The sequence below is a fragment of the Nitrosomonas sp. Nm34 genome (assembly GCF_900113925.1).
In the GTDB taxonomy this organism is placed as follows: Bacteria; Pseudomonadota; Gammaproteobacteria; order Burkholderiales; family Nitrosomonadaceae; genus Nitrosomonas.
Genome location: NZ_FORD01000006.1, coordinates 61,183 through 77,046, shown reverse-complemented (window position 1 = coordinate 77,046; position 15,864 = coordinate 61,183). Strand labels below are relative to the sequence as shown.

16 protein-coding genes are annotated in these 15,864 nt (G+C 45.7%); 5 read left to right on the top strand and 11 right to left on the bottom strand.

Annotation, left to right across the window (positions count from 1 at the left end):
• Positions 1-72: 72 nt before the first annotated feature.
• The 3 genes from BM283_RS04305 to BM283_RS04300 are packed head-to-tail and all read right to left on the bottom strand — an operon-like array spanning position 73 to position 2,430.
• On the bottom strand, positions 73-1,827 hold the full coding sequence (locus tag BM283_RS04305; RefSeq protein ID WP_090690023.1) for a patatin-like phospholipase family protein: 1,755 nt from the start codon (positions 1,825-1,827) through the stop codon (positions 73-75).
• Positions 1,828-1,836: 9 nt separating this feature from the next.
• Positions 1,837-2,007, bottom strand: coding sequence for a hypothetical protein (locus BM283_RS18635; RefSeq protein WP_175492023.1), 171 nt, complete (start codon positions 2,005-2,007; stop codon positions 1,837-1,839).
• A gap of 33 nt (positions 2,008-2,040) precedes the next feature.
• On the bottom strand, positions 2,041-2,430 hold the full coding sequence (locus tag BM283_RS04300) for a tetratricopeptide repeat-containing protein (RefSeq protein ID WP_368086403.1): 390 nt from the start codon (positions 2,428-2,430) through the stop codon (positions 2,041-2,043).
• Positions 2,431-3,121: 691 nt separating this feature from the next.
• On the opposite strand from BM283_RS04300, the gene BM283_RS04295 reads away from it, so the two are divergent.
• Entirely contained in the window at positions 3,122-4,057 is a 936-nt protein-coding gene (locus tag BM283_RS04295; RefSeq protein WP_090690019.1) for a zinc metalloprotease HtpX, read from the top strand.
• 13 nt (positions 4,058-4,070) lie between these two features.
• On the opposite strand, the gene BM283_RS04290 is transcribed toward BM283_RS04295, so the two are convergent.
• Positions 4,071-5,222 (bottom strand): S1C family serine protease, encoded by a 1,152-nt coding sequence (locus BM283_RS04290; RefSeq protein WP_090690017.1) that lies wholly within the window; start codon positions 5,220-5,222, stop codon positions 4,071-4,073.
• Positions 5,223-5,488: 266 nt separating this feature from the next.
• Between BM283_RS04290 and BM283_RS04285 the strand changes: the two genes are divergently transcribed.
• Positions 5,489-5,932, top strand: coding sequence for a DUF2147 domain-containing protein (locus BM283_RS04285; RefSeq protein WP_090690015.1), 444 nt, complete (start codon positions 5,489-5,491; stop codon positions 5,930-5,932).
• 150 nt (positions 5,933-6,082) lie between these two features.
• Here BM283_RS04285 and BM283_RS04280 read toward each other — a convergent pair whose 3' ends face one another.
• The 6 genes from BM283_RS04280 to BM283_RS04255 form a co-directional block, all read right to left on the bottom strand.
• Complete coding sequence (locus BM283_RS04280) at positions 6,083-8,005, bottom strand: GGDEF domain-containing response regulator (protein WP_090690127.1); 1,923 nt, start codon at positions 8,003-8,005, stop codon at positions 6,083-6,085.
• A 484-nt stretch (positions 8,006-8,489) separates the two neighbouring features.
• A complete protein-coding gene (gene greB, locus BM283_RS04275) occupies positions 8,490-9,083 on the bottom strand; it encodes a transcription elongation factor GreB (RefSeq protein ID WP_090690012.1) in 594 nt (197 codons plus the stop codon).
• 25 nt (positions 9,084-9,108) lie between these two features.
• Positions 9,109-10,407 (bottom strand): histidinol dehydrogenase, encoded by a 1,299-nt coding sequence (hisD, locus tag BM283_RS04270; RefSeq protein ID WP_175492022.1) that lies wholly within the window; start codon positions 10,405-10,407, stop codon positions 9,109-9,111.
• Between the two features lie 65 nt (positions 10,408-10,472).
• On the bottom strand, positions 10,473-11,120 hold the full coding sequence (hisG, locus tag BM283_RS04265) for an ATP phosphoribosyltransferase (RefSeq protein ID WP_090690010.1): 648 nt from the start codon (positions 11,118-11,120) through the stop codon (positions 10,473-10,475).
• A 12-nt stretch (positions 11,121-11,132) separates the two neighbouring features.
• Positions 11,133-11,774, bottom strand: coding sequence for a superoxide dismutase (locus BM283_RS04260; protein ID WP_090690007.1), 642 nt, complete (start codon positions 11,772-11,774; stop codon positions 11,133-11,135).
• Between the two features lie 88 nt (positions 11,775-11,862).
• Positions 11,863-12,306 carry an ExbD/TolR family protein gene (locus BM283_RS04255; RefSeq protein WP_090690005.1) on the bottom strand — a complete coding sequence of 148 codons (444 nt, stop codon included), beginning with the start codon at positions 12,304-12,306 and terminating at the stop codon, positions 11,863-11,865.
• Positions 12,307-12,457: 151 nt separating this feature from the next.
• On the opposite strand from BM283_RS04255, the gene purE reads away from it, so the two are divergent.
• Genes purE through BM283_RS04240 form a run of 3 tightly spaced genes read left to right on the top strand, consistent with a single transcriptional unit; the run spans position 12,458 to position 15,006 of the window.
• A complete protein-coding gene (purE, locus tag BM283_RS04250) occupies positions 12,458-12,949 on the top strand; it encodes a 5-(carboxyamino)imidazole ribonucleotide mutase (RefSeq protein WP_090690002.1) in 492 nt (163 codons plus the stop codon).
• On the top strand, positions 12,946-14,082 hold the full coding sequence (locus tag BM283_RS04245; protein ID WP_090689999.1) for a 5-(carboxyamino)imidazole ribonucleotide synthase: 1,137 nt from the start codon (positions 12,946-12,948) through the stop codon (positions 14,080-14,082). Before purE ends, BM283_RS04245 begins: the two co-directional genes overlap by 4 nt.
• A gap of 33 nt (positions 14,083-14,115) precedes the next feature.
• A complete protein-coding gene (locus BM283_RS04240; protein ID WP_090689996.1) occupies positions 14,116-15,006 on the top strand; it encodes a phosphoribosylaminoimidazolesuccinocarboxamide synthase in 891 nt (296 codons plus the stop codon).
• 12 nt (positions 15,007-15,018) lie between these two features.
• On the opposite strand, the gene BM283_RS04235 is transcribed toward BM283_RS04240, so the two are convergent.
• The gene (locus tag BM283_RS04235; RefSeq protein WP_090689993.1) at positions 15,019-15,816 is read right to left on the bottom strand and encodes a sulfite exporter TauE/SafE family protein; all 798 of its coding nucleotides are present in this window, start codon (positions 15,814-15,816) and stop codon (positions 15,019-15,021) included.
• Positions 15,817-15,864: the final 48 nt, after the last annotated feature.

Here is a 15,864-nt window from a genome sequence, read left to right as displayed (position 1 = left end):
TTCAAGGGCGTATGTAGTGGCATCATTTGGTTTATGGCTTTAGTTTTAACAATCGATCCAGTCTACCTCGGGCTAGAAACCATCGATCAACCAAGTAGAGGTGGATGTGGCCAAAATATAGCCTATGGCAGCAATGGCAAATTTAAGTAAGGCGCTTTTCGCTTCGTCCCCTGGGCTTAGCCAGCGGGATATCGGTAGAAGAAAGCCAATGAGTGCCATAATACTCAAGGTAATCAAAGCCCCCACTGAAAATGCCGGAATAACCGTTGTATCCCAAGCCAGCACTATCAGAATACCCAAACCCACCAGGACAAGCATCCCAGTGAGTGCAGCCAGAATCTTGTAAACCAGTATCAAATCCCATGCTTTAAAGAAAAGCTTGCGTGCGACATGCAATTGCAAATTTAGATCTTTGCTTTGAGCATTAGTATCTGGTTGCAGTGCAAGGAGGGGTTCCAACGGCCTGAATGACCACTCTACTTCAGCCGCGTCAATCTGATAGCTACCCCAAGTGCCGTGATTGCCCTCTTTGCGGTGTTGTTCCTGCAGCAATTCAAATTCGCGCTTGGCGATTCGGTAGCCGCTCGCCATCAATGCATACGCTTCGACTTCAGTAAACACATCCAGATCAGTACGCATGCCGGCAATCTTTTTTTGTAATTCCCGATCCACCCCATAGGAAGTTACGTTGCTTACTGGTTTTGCTGGTATCTGCGGATCCTGGCAGTTAACCCAGTCTAGCGGGGCCGTTTCCAGTTCTTTCTTTGTGTGGACAAAAAACAAACCATTTAAAGCATGACTATCCAGGCGATTGAGTAAATCCAGATATTCAGCTTCTCGCACCCGGTCCTGCAGAATACGGTTAGCGCGTAAAACTGCACCTACAGGCGTATCGGATGGGTTATGAACATCATTCATCTGTCCACTTGCATCACTGCATAAAATACGAGTACAACCTTCATCGAGCAGACCAGCTACACCCTGGTTATCATGCACGCCACCATCCACAAGTCGAACAATGCGATCTCGGTAAAGGCCGGAGATAGTGAGAGGTTCAAGCAAACCCGGCACACAAGCCGATGCAGCGACGGCATAGCCTAGGCGGTATTTTTGCAAATCTTCAGGTGCATCTTCGTAATACATACGCCGATAGCGCTCGTTGGCATCAATTTCTTCCTCGATCAAGCTAGGTGGCTCGCCCATCGAGCGGGCAGTAAACTGCCAGTTGTGACCGGAATTGAGGGAGGTGCTGTTAAGGACTAATACGGGAACTTTGGCGCGTCGTAACCAGTTGGAAAATTTCGGTTTAAATGAGGCTGCATCGGATTCGTCCTTTGGCTGCACCAACAATTCAGCCATCGTTCGTGGTGAGTCATAAGCATGGCCATCGTTTACTTTCTGATAAAGCTCGGATTCATACAGCTCACCGAGCCGATGACTGCGTGAGTAGTGTTTTTTGCGAAAAAGGACATCCAGATTATCCTTCAGCCTTGCGAAAGTTTTCATTCTGATATTGGTCTGGACACTTTCCAGAAATTTTTCTTGAATTCTTCGGATGATATCGATGTAATCCTCGCGCGTAATTTCATTGTCTAATTTGGTTTGCAGCAAATTTTGCACTTCAAGGTAATAATATACGCCAAGAATGCTGCCGCCAGACACAGTAGACAAAGCCTCCACGCTGCGCAGGGCGTCGATTTCCGCTAACCGTGCCATCACGCCTAAATCGAAAAAGGAGGCACGGAACCCTCCGCCCGAGAGCGCGAGCTCAACTTTACCGGTGCCTGTTGCAAATGCCCGCAATGCGTTTTCTTTACCTACCACCACAGAGAGCGCTTACCAGGCTGGATGCCAAGCAGCGGGATTGTCTGTTTCTTGAGGGATAGCGCTCCCTTGCAGATTTGTGATTTGCAGCAGTTGGAGAAATAAGGTTTGTTGTTGCCAGGGGTCAGGTTTGGTTTCATTTGCCTTGGAAAGCCATTCACCGGCTTTCGCATAATCCTGCATGCCAAAATATGCTTCAGCCAGCGTAACTTGATACTAGAAGAGATTTTCTTTATCTAGGTTTTGATCTTCAGCTAGCTGTGTGGATATTAGCTCAGCAATTTGCTGCCGTAATTCTGTTGCTTCTTTTTGCAAACGCTTTGCTTCATTTAACGAAGTACCGCTGCGTTGTGCAATGAGTCTAGCTCGATTTGCCAGCACATCCAGAATAAATGCGGCATTGATGCCGCCATATCCCATATCCTGTTGTCGGTTGCGCTCAAAAGCAGCGCGGTAAAAAGACAGAGATTCATGCAAATCCTCTAATTGGCCAAATTGCTGCCATTTGCGTTTGTATATGGCACCTCCCACACCCAGGGTTTCCGCATTCTTGTTGTTAGGGTCGCGCAAACCAATTTCTTCCAACAGAACCAGAGCTTGATCCAGACGCGTCCTAGGGGGAGTTCCTCGTTTTTATAGAGGCACTGAGCTTGTTGCTGGATGATCCAAACCTCATTCTGGGCAGTATTTTCTTGCCACCACACTTTTTCTGCTCCATCTGCTTGTTGGCTGCTTTCCTGCTGACGCAATATGCGTTGTTTATCCCGCGCCAGATTTAATAATTTACTTGCCCCATAGAATGCTGAGTGTTTTTTCAGGGTTTTGACATACTGTTTGACTTGCTGAATATCATCGGGGCACCCCTGTTTTTGGATTCTTTTTGTATTTCTGTAACGACCAATTCCTGCATCTGCTCAGATTGATGTGCCATGAGATTCCCCTTTCACTTTTTGCTTATGCCAGATTTTTGAATAGCCGACAGCAAGATTAACCGATAATATTAGTTGTGCGAGGTGGATATCTAGCGTTCAGCCAACTGTACATTCCAAATTCTGATTAAATTACATTGAACCATGATCAAATGTGTTTTTCCAAAGTGTTATAGCAATAACAAACTGCAGGGGCTCTGGATCAGCCCTGTTTTGTCAACCCAACAGGGATAGCTGGGAGCAAAGTAGCGTATCTTTACCGCACAAAACTGGCGTCGGATTCATGAATATTGTATCGAATGTTTTTTGCCGGTGCATTACTCAGATATGGATAGTAATTACCGGATGGGAGGCAACTGGAATAGATTATGTTAAGTATTCGTGCACATTCTTGGCTTAACCGCTTACAAACTCTTCTGTTAGTTTGTTTGTTGCTGGGTGTTTTTATTCTCGCTGGCTGGTTATTATTTGGCGAAAATGGTTTATGGATAATTGCTCTGATCAGTGTGATCATCGTGTTGATGGAACCTGCATTAGGTTCGCGATTGACGTTGGCACTCTACCGTGCCCGTCCCATTGCACGCCACGAAGCGCCGGAATTATGGCAAATCATGACGTTTCTCGCAGTACGCGCTGAATTGAATAATGTGCCCACGCTATACTATGTTGCAAGCCCCATGGTCAATGCATTCACAGTCGGTAGTCGGCAGCAGGCTGCTATCGCGCTTACTGATGGTTTGTTGCGTCATTTGTCGACACGAGAACTTGCTGCTGTGCTGGCGCATGAAACTGCTCACGTTGCAAATGGCGACCTTTTAGTGATGGGTTTAGCAGATTATATTAGTCGTCTGACAAGCATATTGTCACTGATTGGCCAGATACTGTTATTTTTGGCGCTACCTTCTATACTATTCGGTTACGCAACCATTAACTGGGCTATGCTGCTTCTGCTACTTTTCTCACCCCATTTGGTTGTGCTATTGCAACTGGGGCTTTCGCGGGTACGGGAATTTAACGCTGATCTGAAGGCGAGCGAACTTACCAAAGATCCCGAAGCGCTAGCATTGGCGCTTGCCAAGATCGAACGAGTCAGTCAGTCCTGGCGTTCCTTATTGTTTCCTGGCTGGGGCAATCCTCAACCTTCCTGGCTCAGAACACATCCCGCGACGGAAGAACGCATTAAGCGTTTACTGTTACTTCGCGCTACTCCCACTATTCAGTGGCCTGCTCAGCCCATTTCATTTACATCGCATGGGCGGGTACGTTCTTCACCGCGCTGGTATTTTGGTGGCTTCTGGCGTTAGCACAGTGCCAAGTTTACGCGCCTGGCTGGAGAATGACGTCGGTCTCTCTTGTTTTACCATCGCGCATGATGGTCAGCTGCACTCGATCGCCCACGTTGAAATCATCTACCATTGCTAACAGCTTAGAGACGGAATCTACCTGCTTACCTTGTATGGCTACGATCACATCTTTCGGAATAATGCCGCCATCCGGCGTTAAGGTGGCGCCTTTCAAGCCCGCTTTATCAGCTGCTGAATCAGGGGTTACACGAAACACGACTACTCCCTCAATATTCAGCATGGCTGTAACACGTGCGTTGAGGCGTTCATCGACTTCAATGCCCAGTGTCGGGCGTATGTATTTACCCTTGGCGATGAGTTGGGGTACCACACGCATCATAGTGTCGACCGGCACAGCGAAGCCGATACCAACAGATGCTCCACTTGGACTATAGATTGCTGTGTTAATGCCAATCAGACGCCCGGCTGAATCCAGCAGAGGTCCGCCCGAATTTCCAGGGTTGATAGCTGCATCGGTCTGAATTAAATGTTGAATGGAAGTGGTACCGCTTTCGCTAGGGAGCGAGCGATCCAGTGCAGAGATAATACCTGTGGTCAATGTCCAGTCGAGTCCGAAAGGATTACCAATGGCAAAGACTTTTTGTCCTACTTTTAAATCATGACTGGTGCCTATTGGAACAGGAGGAGGGCGTTTAAAGCCTATACCGATTCTTAAGACGGCTATATCATGTGCTGGACTCACACCTACCAGCGCAGCTTTATAATCACGCCCATCAGCCAGCTTAACCGTTGCTTCACTGGAACCCTCAATCACATGGAAATTAGTAACGACATGACCAGCATCATCCCAGATAAAGCCCGAGCCTGTACCTCTAGGAATGGCAAAAATATTGCGTGTCCAAATATCTTGAACTAGCCTGGATGTTGAGATAAATACCACCGAGTCACGGGATTTTTCGAAAAGCTCAATAGTTGCACGTTCGTCTGCGGCAAGGTCGCCGCGTGCAGTCACCGTGCGAACACTACTATATTCAGGTGTGAAAAGTGACTCGATCATGGGCAGCGACTGCCATAGCAGCATCAAGATAATAACAGCCAACGTCAACGCTGCCAGTCGACGCACAAAGAAATCAGAACCTGGAGGGCGAGGAGGGATCGGGCGCATAATTGATTTCTCTTAGTAATGAAAATGATTTATGACTGAGATAAGACCTGGGACACTACATTCTAGTAAGAAAGCTTACAGCTGAACAGTGAAAATAGTCTTATAAAAATTGAAAAAAAACTATGGTTGCACGATTAGCTATAAGTCTATGACATGTCTTCTCATTTTTTGGTATATTGAGCAAATAGCAGCGAGTTCTTATCTGGCGATATCTGATTTTGCTAGGTATTTTTACTTTTTAAAATAAATTTTATAGACAGTACGCCATGCCATATTCGATTATGATCTCATTATTTGTCATCCTGACATTCCCAGCACTCCTGTATGCTGACAGCAATAAGGAGGTGACGGGCTTGTGGTTAAGCAAAAAAAAGGACGTTGCCGTGCGATTAGAGTATTGCGATAATGAGAATTTGTGCGGCCACATTGCCTGGCTCAGCCCTGAAGCCAATACAGAAAATCCGACACTCTGTGGTACTAAAGTATTGTGGAATATGCGATCAAAAAAGGGTGACCCTACTGAATGGGTAGGAGGTACCCTTTACAAAGCGGATGAAAATAAATATTACAGTGCCAATTTACGTCTGACAGATGAAAATACTATCAATCTACGTGCTTATATCGGTATTCCGATGATTGGCAAGACTAAAAGCTTGACCCGCACAACAGAAAGCACGCATCCACCTTGTCATTTATCGGCTAAAGATTAAGTTATTATTCAATCCTTATCAGGCAGTAAAGTTGATTATTCCATTTCCGAATCAAACGTGACGCGAAGGCGAATCGCAGAAAGTATCAATCATACGGTAAGGTGAAGCCGACAAAGTCAGTTTTGATTGAGAAATGGAGTAAAGAATCTCTCAGCAAAAATTAGAGCTAATCAGTTGATTTTCAATGGCTAAGTAAACTCTGTCTCTTCCGGCATTTTTAGCCGCATACAGGGCTCTATCTGCTGCTTTTACCAGCTGTTCGTCACTTTTCATCCCTGCATCTTTTAAGGCAATGCCGATACTGATAGAAATCTGAATACGGGTTTCATCAATATTGATTTCTTGCATTTTTACATGCTGACGTAGCCTTTCTGCGAGAGGAAAAGCAGATTTCGCATCGGTGCAGCCATTCGGACAAATCATCAAAAACTCTTCTCCTCCTATACGGCAAAAAATTTCTCCCTTACGGGTAATATTTCGGATGGAAGTAGCCACTTCTTTGAGTACCCTATCACCGATGGCATGACCATAGGTATCATTGATTTTTTTGAAATGATCAATGTCGATCAGCATGACTGCGATGGATTGACCAGAACGGTTAGCGCTATTCCAGGCTCCAGTTAATGCTTTCATGCCAGCACGACGATTAGGTATGCCGGTCAGCATATCGGTTAATGCATCATGCTTGAGCTTATGGTTAGTGACAGCCAATTCAGCGGCAAAACGTTTGAGATGAAGTTGGTCACGTTCCCAAGCCTCTTGTAGTTTTCTATAATGCCAGGCAGCATGTAATCTGGCACGAAAGGCGGGAACATTGACGGGTTTTGTCATATAATCATTAACCCCGGCTTCAAAAGCCTCTACAATTTTCTTATCATCTTCGTAGCCCGTAAGCATGATGATGTACATATTTTGACCCCAGGCTGTAGTGCGTAAGGCTCGAGTTAGTGCCAGACCGTCCATGACTGGCATAGCCCAGTCTGTTACGATAATATGAGGCATGATATCCATGGCTAGTGATAATGCCTGTTTGCCATTAGTGGCTGAGAATACAGTGTAACCCAGCATATCGGCCAGCACCTCTTCAGCCGTTTCCAGACCGAATGGATCATCCTCAACTAAAAGTACCTTCCAAGGAGCATCGCTCGTTGTCATTTCCAGGTAGGGTACAGAAGCGCTGAGCATATTATGGAAAGACGGGAGATTGATGGTTTCTATCTGAAGTATTTTTCCATAAGCATGCCATTCCTGAGTAATCTGGTCTATAAGGTTGCCAAATGATTCTGTGTCAAGACCAATTTTTCCACTGAGTAACATAAGCTCAGAAATTCGAACAGTACGCTCTGATTCTGAAGCTAGTCCAAAATCAGCGATTTGTTTAGCTAAATGTATCAGGTTCACGAGTTGAAATGGATAAGAACCTTCAGAAAAACCCGACTCTGCGGGTACTTCATGGTAATAAACCGCTTCTACTAAAATCTTGGGAAGGCCAAAATCACTCAACAGGGTTGCGGTTAATTCGTTGTGATCTGTCTGCAAATACTGCTGCTCAAGTGTAGCCAGAGAAATACTCGAGTTTTGTTTTTGCTTGATTATTAATGCAGCATATTTATCTGGATGAGTGGTAGCCAATGCTAAACACCCGATACGTGCCATTAAACCACAAGCAAATAGCTCATCTTGTGTGCAAATTCGAGCTGTTTTACCTAATTCCTGCATAGCAAGCGCCATTAACAGCGAATGTGACCAAAATTCTTGATAATCAAACCCATTAGCAGAACCACTTCGAAATTGATCTATTAGTGAAAATCCTATGGCTAATTGCTTGATAACGGGTATACCCACAAGAGAGACCGCCTCTGATAGGGAAGTAACAACATGGGTAGCCTGGTTTGATACATTAACTAGATGAATAAGGTAACTGCAGAGCACTGGATCAGTTTGAATGAGCCTGGCAATTTCACTGTTTGTCGCATCTTTTTGATGGCAAGCTTTTAATAATGCCTGTGTGGTTCCCTTGAAACTGAGAAGTGATGAGCTAAATTTTAACTCATCACTATCAGCTATTCTCATAGCATGATTCATTTGATTCCTTATATAGCTGTTACGGTGAAATCAAGATTTTCTGGCCGAGTAGTGATTGCTCGAATAATAGTAAGATGAGCTTAATCATCAAGCAAACTATCTGTAATATTCTGATGAATCTTGATATTACTAAAGTATTACTAAGGAAGATATTGTAAATATTTCATGAAATTATGATATATATCAAAATAAGCTTATGCAATCTGGTTTATAATATGACCGCGATATATTTAATTATATAAAGCATTATCCAATTTAAGTATACTATGATAAATAATTATCAAATCGATAATTCGATGGCAAATTAGACTTTATTTAATTATTTTGGTAACACATCCAAATAAATCAATTTATATTAAGTTCATTTCTATAATTAAATTCAATAAGTTATGATTAGCGTGGTATGAGATTCATAAATTAACACATAGCGGCATAAGAGACCTGGGTGGGGAAAACTCAATTCGAAAGAGAGTTATTCTGAGGTAACAGGTTTAAAGGGCGGAATAAAAATTGGTTGATAATCGACTGACAGGATATCGAGTCTCTCGGTGCCGGCAGGTGTGAGCAGAGTAACAGTATCACCTTCCCGCGCAGAAATCAGCGCGCGCGCTGCAGGAGAGATCCAGCTGATATAGCCGCTCAAGGGATCGGTTTCATCCATTCCGACAATAGAAACAGTTTTTTCATGGCCGTTTTGATCAGCATAGCAGACAGTTGCACCAAAAAAGATGCGTGAGGGATCTTCACGTGGTGCTGTCGGATCGATGATTTCAGCCATATCCAGCCGTTTGGATAGAAAGCGTAGCCGCTTGTCTATTTCACGCAAACGTTTCTTCCCGTAGAGATAGTCGCCATTTTCAGAGCGGTCTCCATTGCCAGCGGCCCATGCCACCATTGCAGTCACATCGGGTCGTTCTTTATTAAGCAGCCATAAATATTCTTCTTTCAGACGAGCATAACCACCTGGAGTAATATAGTTTTTGCTAGCAGGCGGGAGTGGCGAAAGAAATGCTTCTTCATCAAACTCGTCAGCTGTATCCGTTTCTTTGACAAATGCTTTGCTCATGTAAGTATTGCTCTGTTTCAACGAATTATTTACAGCGAAATTCAGCAGACATGGCATGGGCTTGTAATCCCTCGCCTCTGGCCAGAGTAGCCGCAATCGCACCCAGTGTAGAGGCGCTTTGCGGGGATACCTGGATCAGACTGGTGCGTTTCTGAAAGTCGTAAACACCCAAGGGTGAAGAAAAACGCGCCGTGCCGGAAGTCGGCAACACGTGATTGGGCCCGGCACAATAATCACCCAGTGCTTCACAAGTATGATGTCCCATAAAAATTGCACCGGCGTGTTTCAATTTGTCAATCCACTGCTCTGGATTGGATACGGATAACTCCAGATGCTCGGGGGCAATCCGGTTGGCGATGAGGCAGGCTTCCTCTAAATCGCGTACCTTGATCAAGGCTCCCCGTGCTTCCAGTGAGGCGCGAATGACCTCTTTTCGAGGCATGGCTTCAAGCTGCCGGGTGATGCTTGCCGCCACTGCATCAAGAAAATCTTGTTCAGGGCAAAGCAATATGGCTTGCGCCTGTTCATCGTGCTCGGCCTGGGAAAATAAATCCATGGCGATCCAATCGGGCTCAATATTGCCATCACAAATCACCAGTATTTCTGAAGGGCCCGCGACCATATCGATACCCACCAGACCGAACACAAAGCGTTTGGCTGCTGCTACATAAGCATTGCCAGGTCCTACGATTTTATCGACTTTAGGTATAGTCGCTGTACCATAAGCCAAGGCACCGATTGCCTGAGCGCCTCCTATGGTAAAAATACGATCGACTGCAGCAATGGCTGCGGCAGCAAGCACCAGGTCATTTTTTTCACCATGGGGTGTGGGAACGACCATAATCAGCTCGTTAACACCCGCCACCTTGGCCGGAATAGCATTCATCAGCACAGAGGAGGGATAGGAAGCTTTGCCGCCAGGTACATATAGTCCTACGCGATCGAGTGCAGTGATTTTCTGCCCCAGCAAGGTGCCATCTGGCTCAGTATAGTGCCAGGATTGTGATAATTGTCTTTCATGATAGAGACGTATGCGCCGTGCAGCTTGTTCCAGTGCCTCTCTTTCGGCGGTTTGAAGCCGCTGTAAAGCGTGTTGCCAGACGTTTTTAGGCAGTTCAATCTCGCTAATCGAGGAGAGCTCTAAATGATCAAAGCGACGAGTATAATCAAGTAATGCATCATCTCCACGCTTTTTGATATCGGTCAGGATATGGTTGACTGTGTTATTAACGGTTTCATCCTGCGTGCTTTCAAAAGCCAATAAAGCGTGCAGGGCTTCATCAAATGTAGCATCGGTGGAAGACAATCGATTGAGTTTTATCATATCACTATGGACTCTGAAGAATAATGGCAGTAGGCAACGAGGATACAAGCATCCCTGCCTCTGCTTTAAACGGTTTTAATGGCTGTTTTAAATGCTTCAAGCAGCGGTTGAATCGCTTCACGCTTTAGTTTGAGCGCTGCCTGATTAATGATCAATCGTGCTGAAATGGTCAGGATCTCTTCCACCGCTTTCAAGTGATTGGCTTTCAAGGTGTTACCGCTCGACACGAGATCGACAATGGCATCTGCCAGACCGACCAACGGCGCAAGCTCCATTGAACCATATAATTTGATGAGGTCGACATGCATGCCCTTCTCAGCAAAATGATCGCGCGCAGTTTTGAGATATTTAGTGGCAACCCTTAAGCGGGCACCTTGAAAAACTGCTGATTCATAATCGAAATCCTCAGGTACGGCGACCATCATGCGACAGCGGGCAATCTGTAAATCGAGCGGCTGATAAAGACCCGCGCCACCATGCTCCAACATGACATCTTTCCCGGCAACACCCAGATCAGCTGCGCCATAATGCACATAAGTCGGTACATCCGAGGCGCGTACCATGATAAGACGCACCTTCGGATTATTGGTTGCAATGATCAGTTTCCGTGAGGTGTCGGGATCGTCCTGTGCGACGATCCCGGCTGCTTTCAGAAAAGGCGCGGTATCCTCGAAAATACGCCCTTTTGAAAGTGCAATGGTAATATTTGTCATAAATCCGAGAAATTAACGCAGGTTTGAAGCAGCAAATTCCCAATTGATGAGTTTATCGAGAATTGTATTGACATAATCAGGCCGTCGATTTTGATAGTCGAGATAATAGGCATGCTCCCAAACATCAATAGTCAGCAAAGGTCTGCTATTTTTGGTAAGGGGCGAATCTGCATTGCCCGTTTTGAGAATAGCCAGTTTATCTCCTTCCTGCACCAGCCAAGCCCAGCCACTGCCAAATTGCGTGACGGCGGCATTGGCAAATTCCTTTTTACAGGCGTCCACGCTATCAAATGAGGCTTCAATTTTTTGTTTCAAACTGGCAGGAGGCTCGCCACCACCTTTAGGGATGAGACTATGCCAATAAAACATATGATTCCAGACTTGAGCAGCATTATTGAAAATACCTGCTTTATCTGCCTGACCTGCAGTGGCAGTGATGATATTTTCCAGTGATTGTCCAGCCAATGCATTATTATCTGCTAGCAATTTGTTCAAATTATCAACGTACGCTTTGTGATGCTTGCCATAGTGGAAGCTCATGGTATGGGCAGAAATAACCGGTTCCAGTGCATTATCTGCATAGGGGAGGGGAGCAAGGACATAAGTGTTACCGGATTGTGCAGCTTTAGAAAAATTTTCCAGATTAGTGCTCATTTTTCTTCCTTTAAAAATGAAATTGAACAAAGAAGCTATTGGCATATGATTAATAATCGATCAAGAAAAAATATTATCCGAAGTTAAATTACTTGGGGTTATTTTTTGCTTCTGTAGTTTCTGTCGTAAATGTCACCTGATTGTACCCGGCAAGCCGAGCAGCTTCCATGACCTTTATCACCGATTGATGGGCGGCCTTTGCATCTGCAGTAATAATGATAACTGGATTTTTCTCATCCTTGGCGGCAGATTGCAATTCATTGCGTAATCCCTCAGTGTTAGAAAAGGTTATGGGTATCCGATTGATGGTGTAGTTACCTGTTGCGCTTACGGTCACATCAATGGTATGAGGTCGTTCGCTTTGTTTAGCAACTTCCGTAGTGGTTGTTTCTGGCAGCGTAATCTCGAGATCGGCATATTTCGAGTAAGTCGTGGTAATCACCAGAAAAATCAGGATGACCAGTAGGACATCGATCATCGGAACAAGATTGATCTCCGGCTCTTCTTTTTTTTGACCCCGCTGAAAATTCATAGAGTTGCTTGCCAGTTAATAGGTGCTAAAGCGTGAGATTACCACAAGATGTGGAATAAACTGTTAAACATCCAGCTTCAAAATCAAATTCTAGTTTATTATTACCACTTTCGTCATTATTTAAGATTGTTAATCCAGTATTCCGTTCTGAATGGATAATCCATTAGTCAGTATTGTCATGGGCAGTAGCAGTGATTGGAACGTCATGCAACAGGCTGCCCGGATCCTCAAAGATTTTGATATCCCGCACGAAACCTTGATCGTGTCAGCGCATCGAACACCAGATCGTATGTTTAAATTTGCAGCTACAGCAATAGAACGAGGTATCCGATGCATTATTGCAGGGGCAGGGGGGGCGGCGCATTTACCTGGCATGATCGCGGCCAAAACCACTTTGCCGGTACTCGGAGTGCCAGTGACTTCCAAGCACTTGCAAGGAGTGGATTCGCTACTTTCCATTGTGCAGATGCCAAAGGGAGTGCCCGTTGCCACTTTTGCCATTGGTGAAGCAGGCGCAGCCAATGCCGGGCTTTTTGCTGTTGCATTACTGGCGATGGGAGACAGCACACTGGTCAAGCGCCTTGAATCATTTCGAGCAGCGCAAGCAGATTCAGTGGCTGCCATGACTTTGCCTGAATCATGAGTAGTATTATTCCCGGAGCAATGCTGGGCTTGCTGGGCGGTGGCCAGCTTGGACGCATGTTTACCATGGCAGCACAAAGTATGGGCTATCGCGTAACGGTTTTGGATCCTGCTGAAGGCAGCCCTGCTGGCAGTATCGCTGAACGGCATTTATGCGCGGACTATCATGATGTGACTGCTTTACATGAACTCAGTACTACCTGTGCAGGCGTCACCACGGAATTTGAAAATGTGCCTGCGGACGTACTGCGGTTTCTGGAACAACATTGTGTCGTGAGTCCCCCTGCGACAAGTGTTTCTATCGCACAAAACCGCCTGCTGGAAAAACAGTTTCTAGCAGCCAATGGTTTTTCGGTTGCGCCCTTTTTAGCGATTCAAAATAAGGATGATTTGTCGGCTGCAATCGATGCGCTATTTTTTCCTGGCATCCTTAAAGTCAGCCAGTTCGGTTATGATGGCAAAGGGCAGGTAAGAATCCATACTTCTCATGAATTATCGGATGCTTTCACTTACTTGCAACAGCAGCCTTGTGTGCTGGAGCAATTGTTACCCCTTGCATGTGAGATTTCCGTGATTGTTGCGCGTGACTTTGATGGTGAGATCAGCCTGTTTCCAGTAGCTGAGAATCAGCATATGCATGGCATTCTCGATATGAGTATTGTTCCTGCCAGGATACCAGAAGGCATTGTGCAACACGCCAAAAAAATAGCCACTGAGGTAGCGATTAAACTGGATTACCGCGGGGTGCTCTGCATCGAGTTCTTTGTGCTTACCGACGGGCGGTTATTTATCAATGAAATTGCGCCCCGTCCGCACAATAGTGGCCACTATACCCTGGATGCCTGTATTACTTCGCAATTCGAGCAGCAAGCTCGGATATTGTGCCGCCTGCCACAAGGAAGTACTGCGCTGCACACGCCGGTCGTGATGGTGAATTTGCTGGGTGATCTGTGGCAATCAGGAGAACCGGATTGGAATAAGGTATTAAGCAATCCCAATGCCAAACTCCATTTATACGGCAAACATGAAGCGAGGCCGGGCAGAAAAATGGGGCATTTTACGGTGCTCGCTGATACGGTTGAACAGGCTTTGCAGCAAGCAGAAGCGATCAAGGTATCGTTAAAAAATTGCTAAATTATTATTGAAGAATTTAATTAAAATTGATCCATGACTCATACCATTGCCCTGTTTGAAACTAACCTGAAAAGCTTGCCTTTGCTGCATCGGGGCAAAGTGCGTGATATTTATGCAGTTGATGAGAATAATTTATTGATTGTTCAGACCGATCGTCTGTCAGCATTCGATGTGATATTGCCAACACCGGTCCCTGGCAAAGGTAAGGTCTTGACGAAATTATCCAATTTCTGGTTCAAAAAGCTGCATCACATCCTGCCTAATCATTTAACCGACATTTCGCCTGAATCTGTGGTAGCACCTGAAGAGCGCGAGCAGGTGATCGACCGCGCCTTTGTTGTCAAACGATTAAAGCCGTTGCCGATCGAGGCAATCGTGCGCGGTTATATTGTCGGTTCAGGTTGGAAAGATTATCAGCGAACAGGAGCCATCAGCGGCATTATGTTACCGCAAAATTTACAGGAAGCAGAAAAACTACCAACAGGCGCTATTTTTACGCCTTCTACCAAGGCAGTGGCAGGGGCCCATGATGAAAATATTTCATTTGAGCAATGTGAACAGTTAATGGGGCAAGCGCTTGCTCAAGAAGTGCGCAGCAAAACAATCGCACTGTATACTGAAGCCGCCGATTATGCCGCTACCCGCGGCGTGATCATCGCTGATACCAAATTCGAATTTGGCCAGGATGGGGCAGGCAATCTCTACCTGATCGATGAGGTGTTGACCCCAGATTCATCACGTTTCTGGCCGGCCGATCAATACCAGCCTGGGAAAAATCCACCAAGTTATGATAAGCAATTCATTCGTGACTGGCTGGAGCAGCTCAAGTGGAATAAGCAGCCTCCTGCACCTGCTATTCCTGAGGACATTCTTACCCAAACGATAGAGCGATATGAGGAAGCGTTATATCGATTAACCAAGTAAAACTTACTAATCCTAAAACAGATTGAACAGCATTTTAGTGCCCAGGAAATAAAGCAGTATCACAAATATTTTTCTAAGCGTGGCTGTTTTCATCTTATGCGTAATTTTAGCTCCGAGTGGAGCAGTCAGCATGCTGGCTGCCGCAATCCAGCCGAGTGCGGGCAGATACACATAACCCAAGCTATAGTCGGGTAGCGGCTGCGTCAGCAACAAGCCATTAATGATGTAACCCATAGTGCCTGCTAATGCGATCGGAAAACCTACTGCAGCCGATGTGCCAATCGCGTATTGCAGCTTGACATTACACATGGAAAGAAAAGGCACCGTCAGCAGACCTCCGCCAATCGCGACCAGGCTGGAAAGTGCGCCGATCAGACTACCTGCTGCCACCATACCAAATTTACCAGGTAGAGCATGACGGGAAGTGGGTGTAATGTTAAGCCACATTTGTGTTGCGGCATAATAAATGAAGATGACGAAGATGATACCTAATGCCTGAGTGGACAGTTGTCCAGCAAGCGTAGAGCCTGTCATGGTTCCCAAGATAATGCCCGGCGCCAGATACTTGACGACCCACCAGTTAACCGCCCCATACGCATGATGCATGCGCAAGCTGGCAAGTGAAGTGAAGATGATCGTGGCCATAGTGGTACCGAGTGCCAGATGCAAAATACGGTCCGACGGAAAATCCTGGGCGGTAAAGATATAAGCCAGCACAGGGACAATGACTAAGCCGCCGCCAATTCCCAGCAAACCTGCGAGAAAACCAACCCCAGCGCCGAGCGATAAATAAATTAACCACCATTCCATGCTATTTAGCTAAGGTATTCAGCTTAAGTTTTAGCAATAAAAATGGCA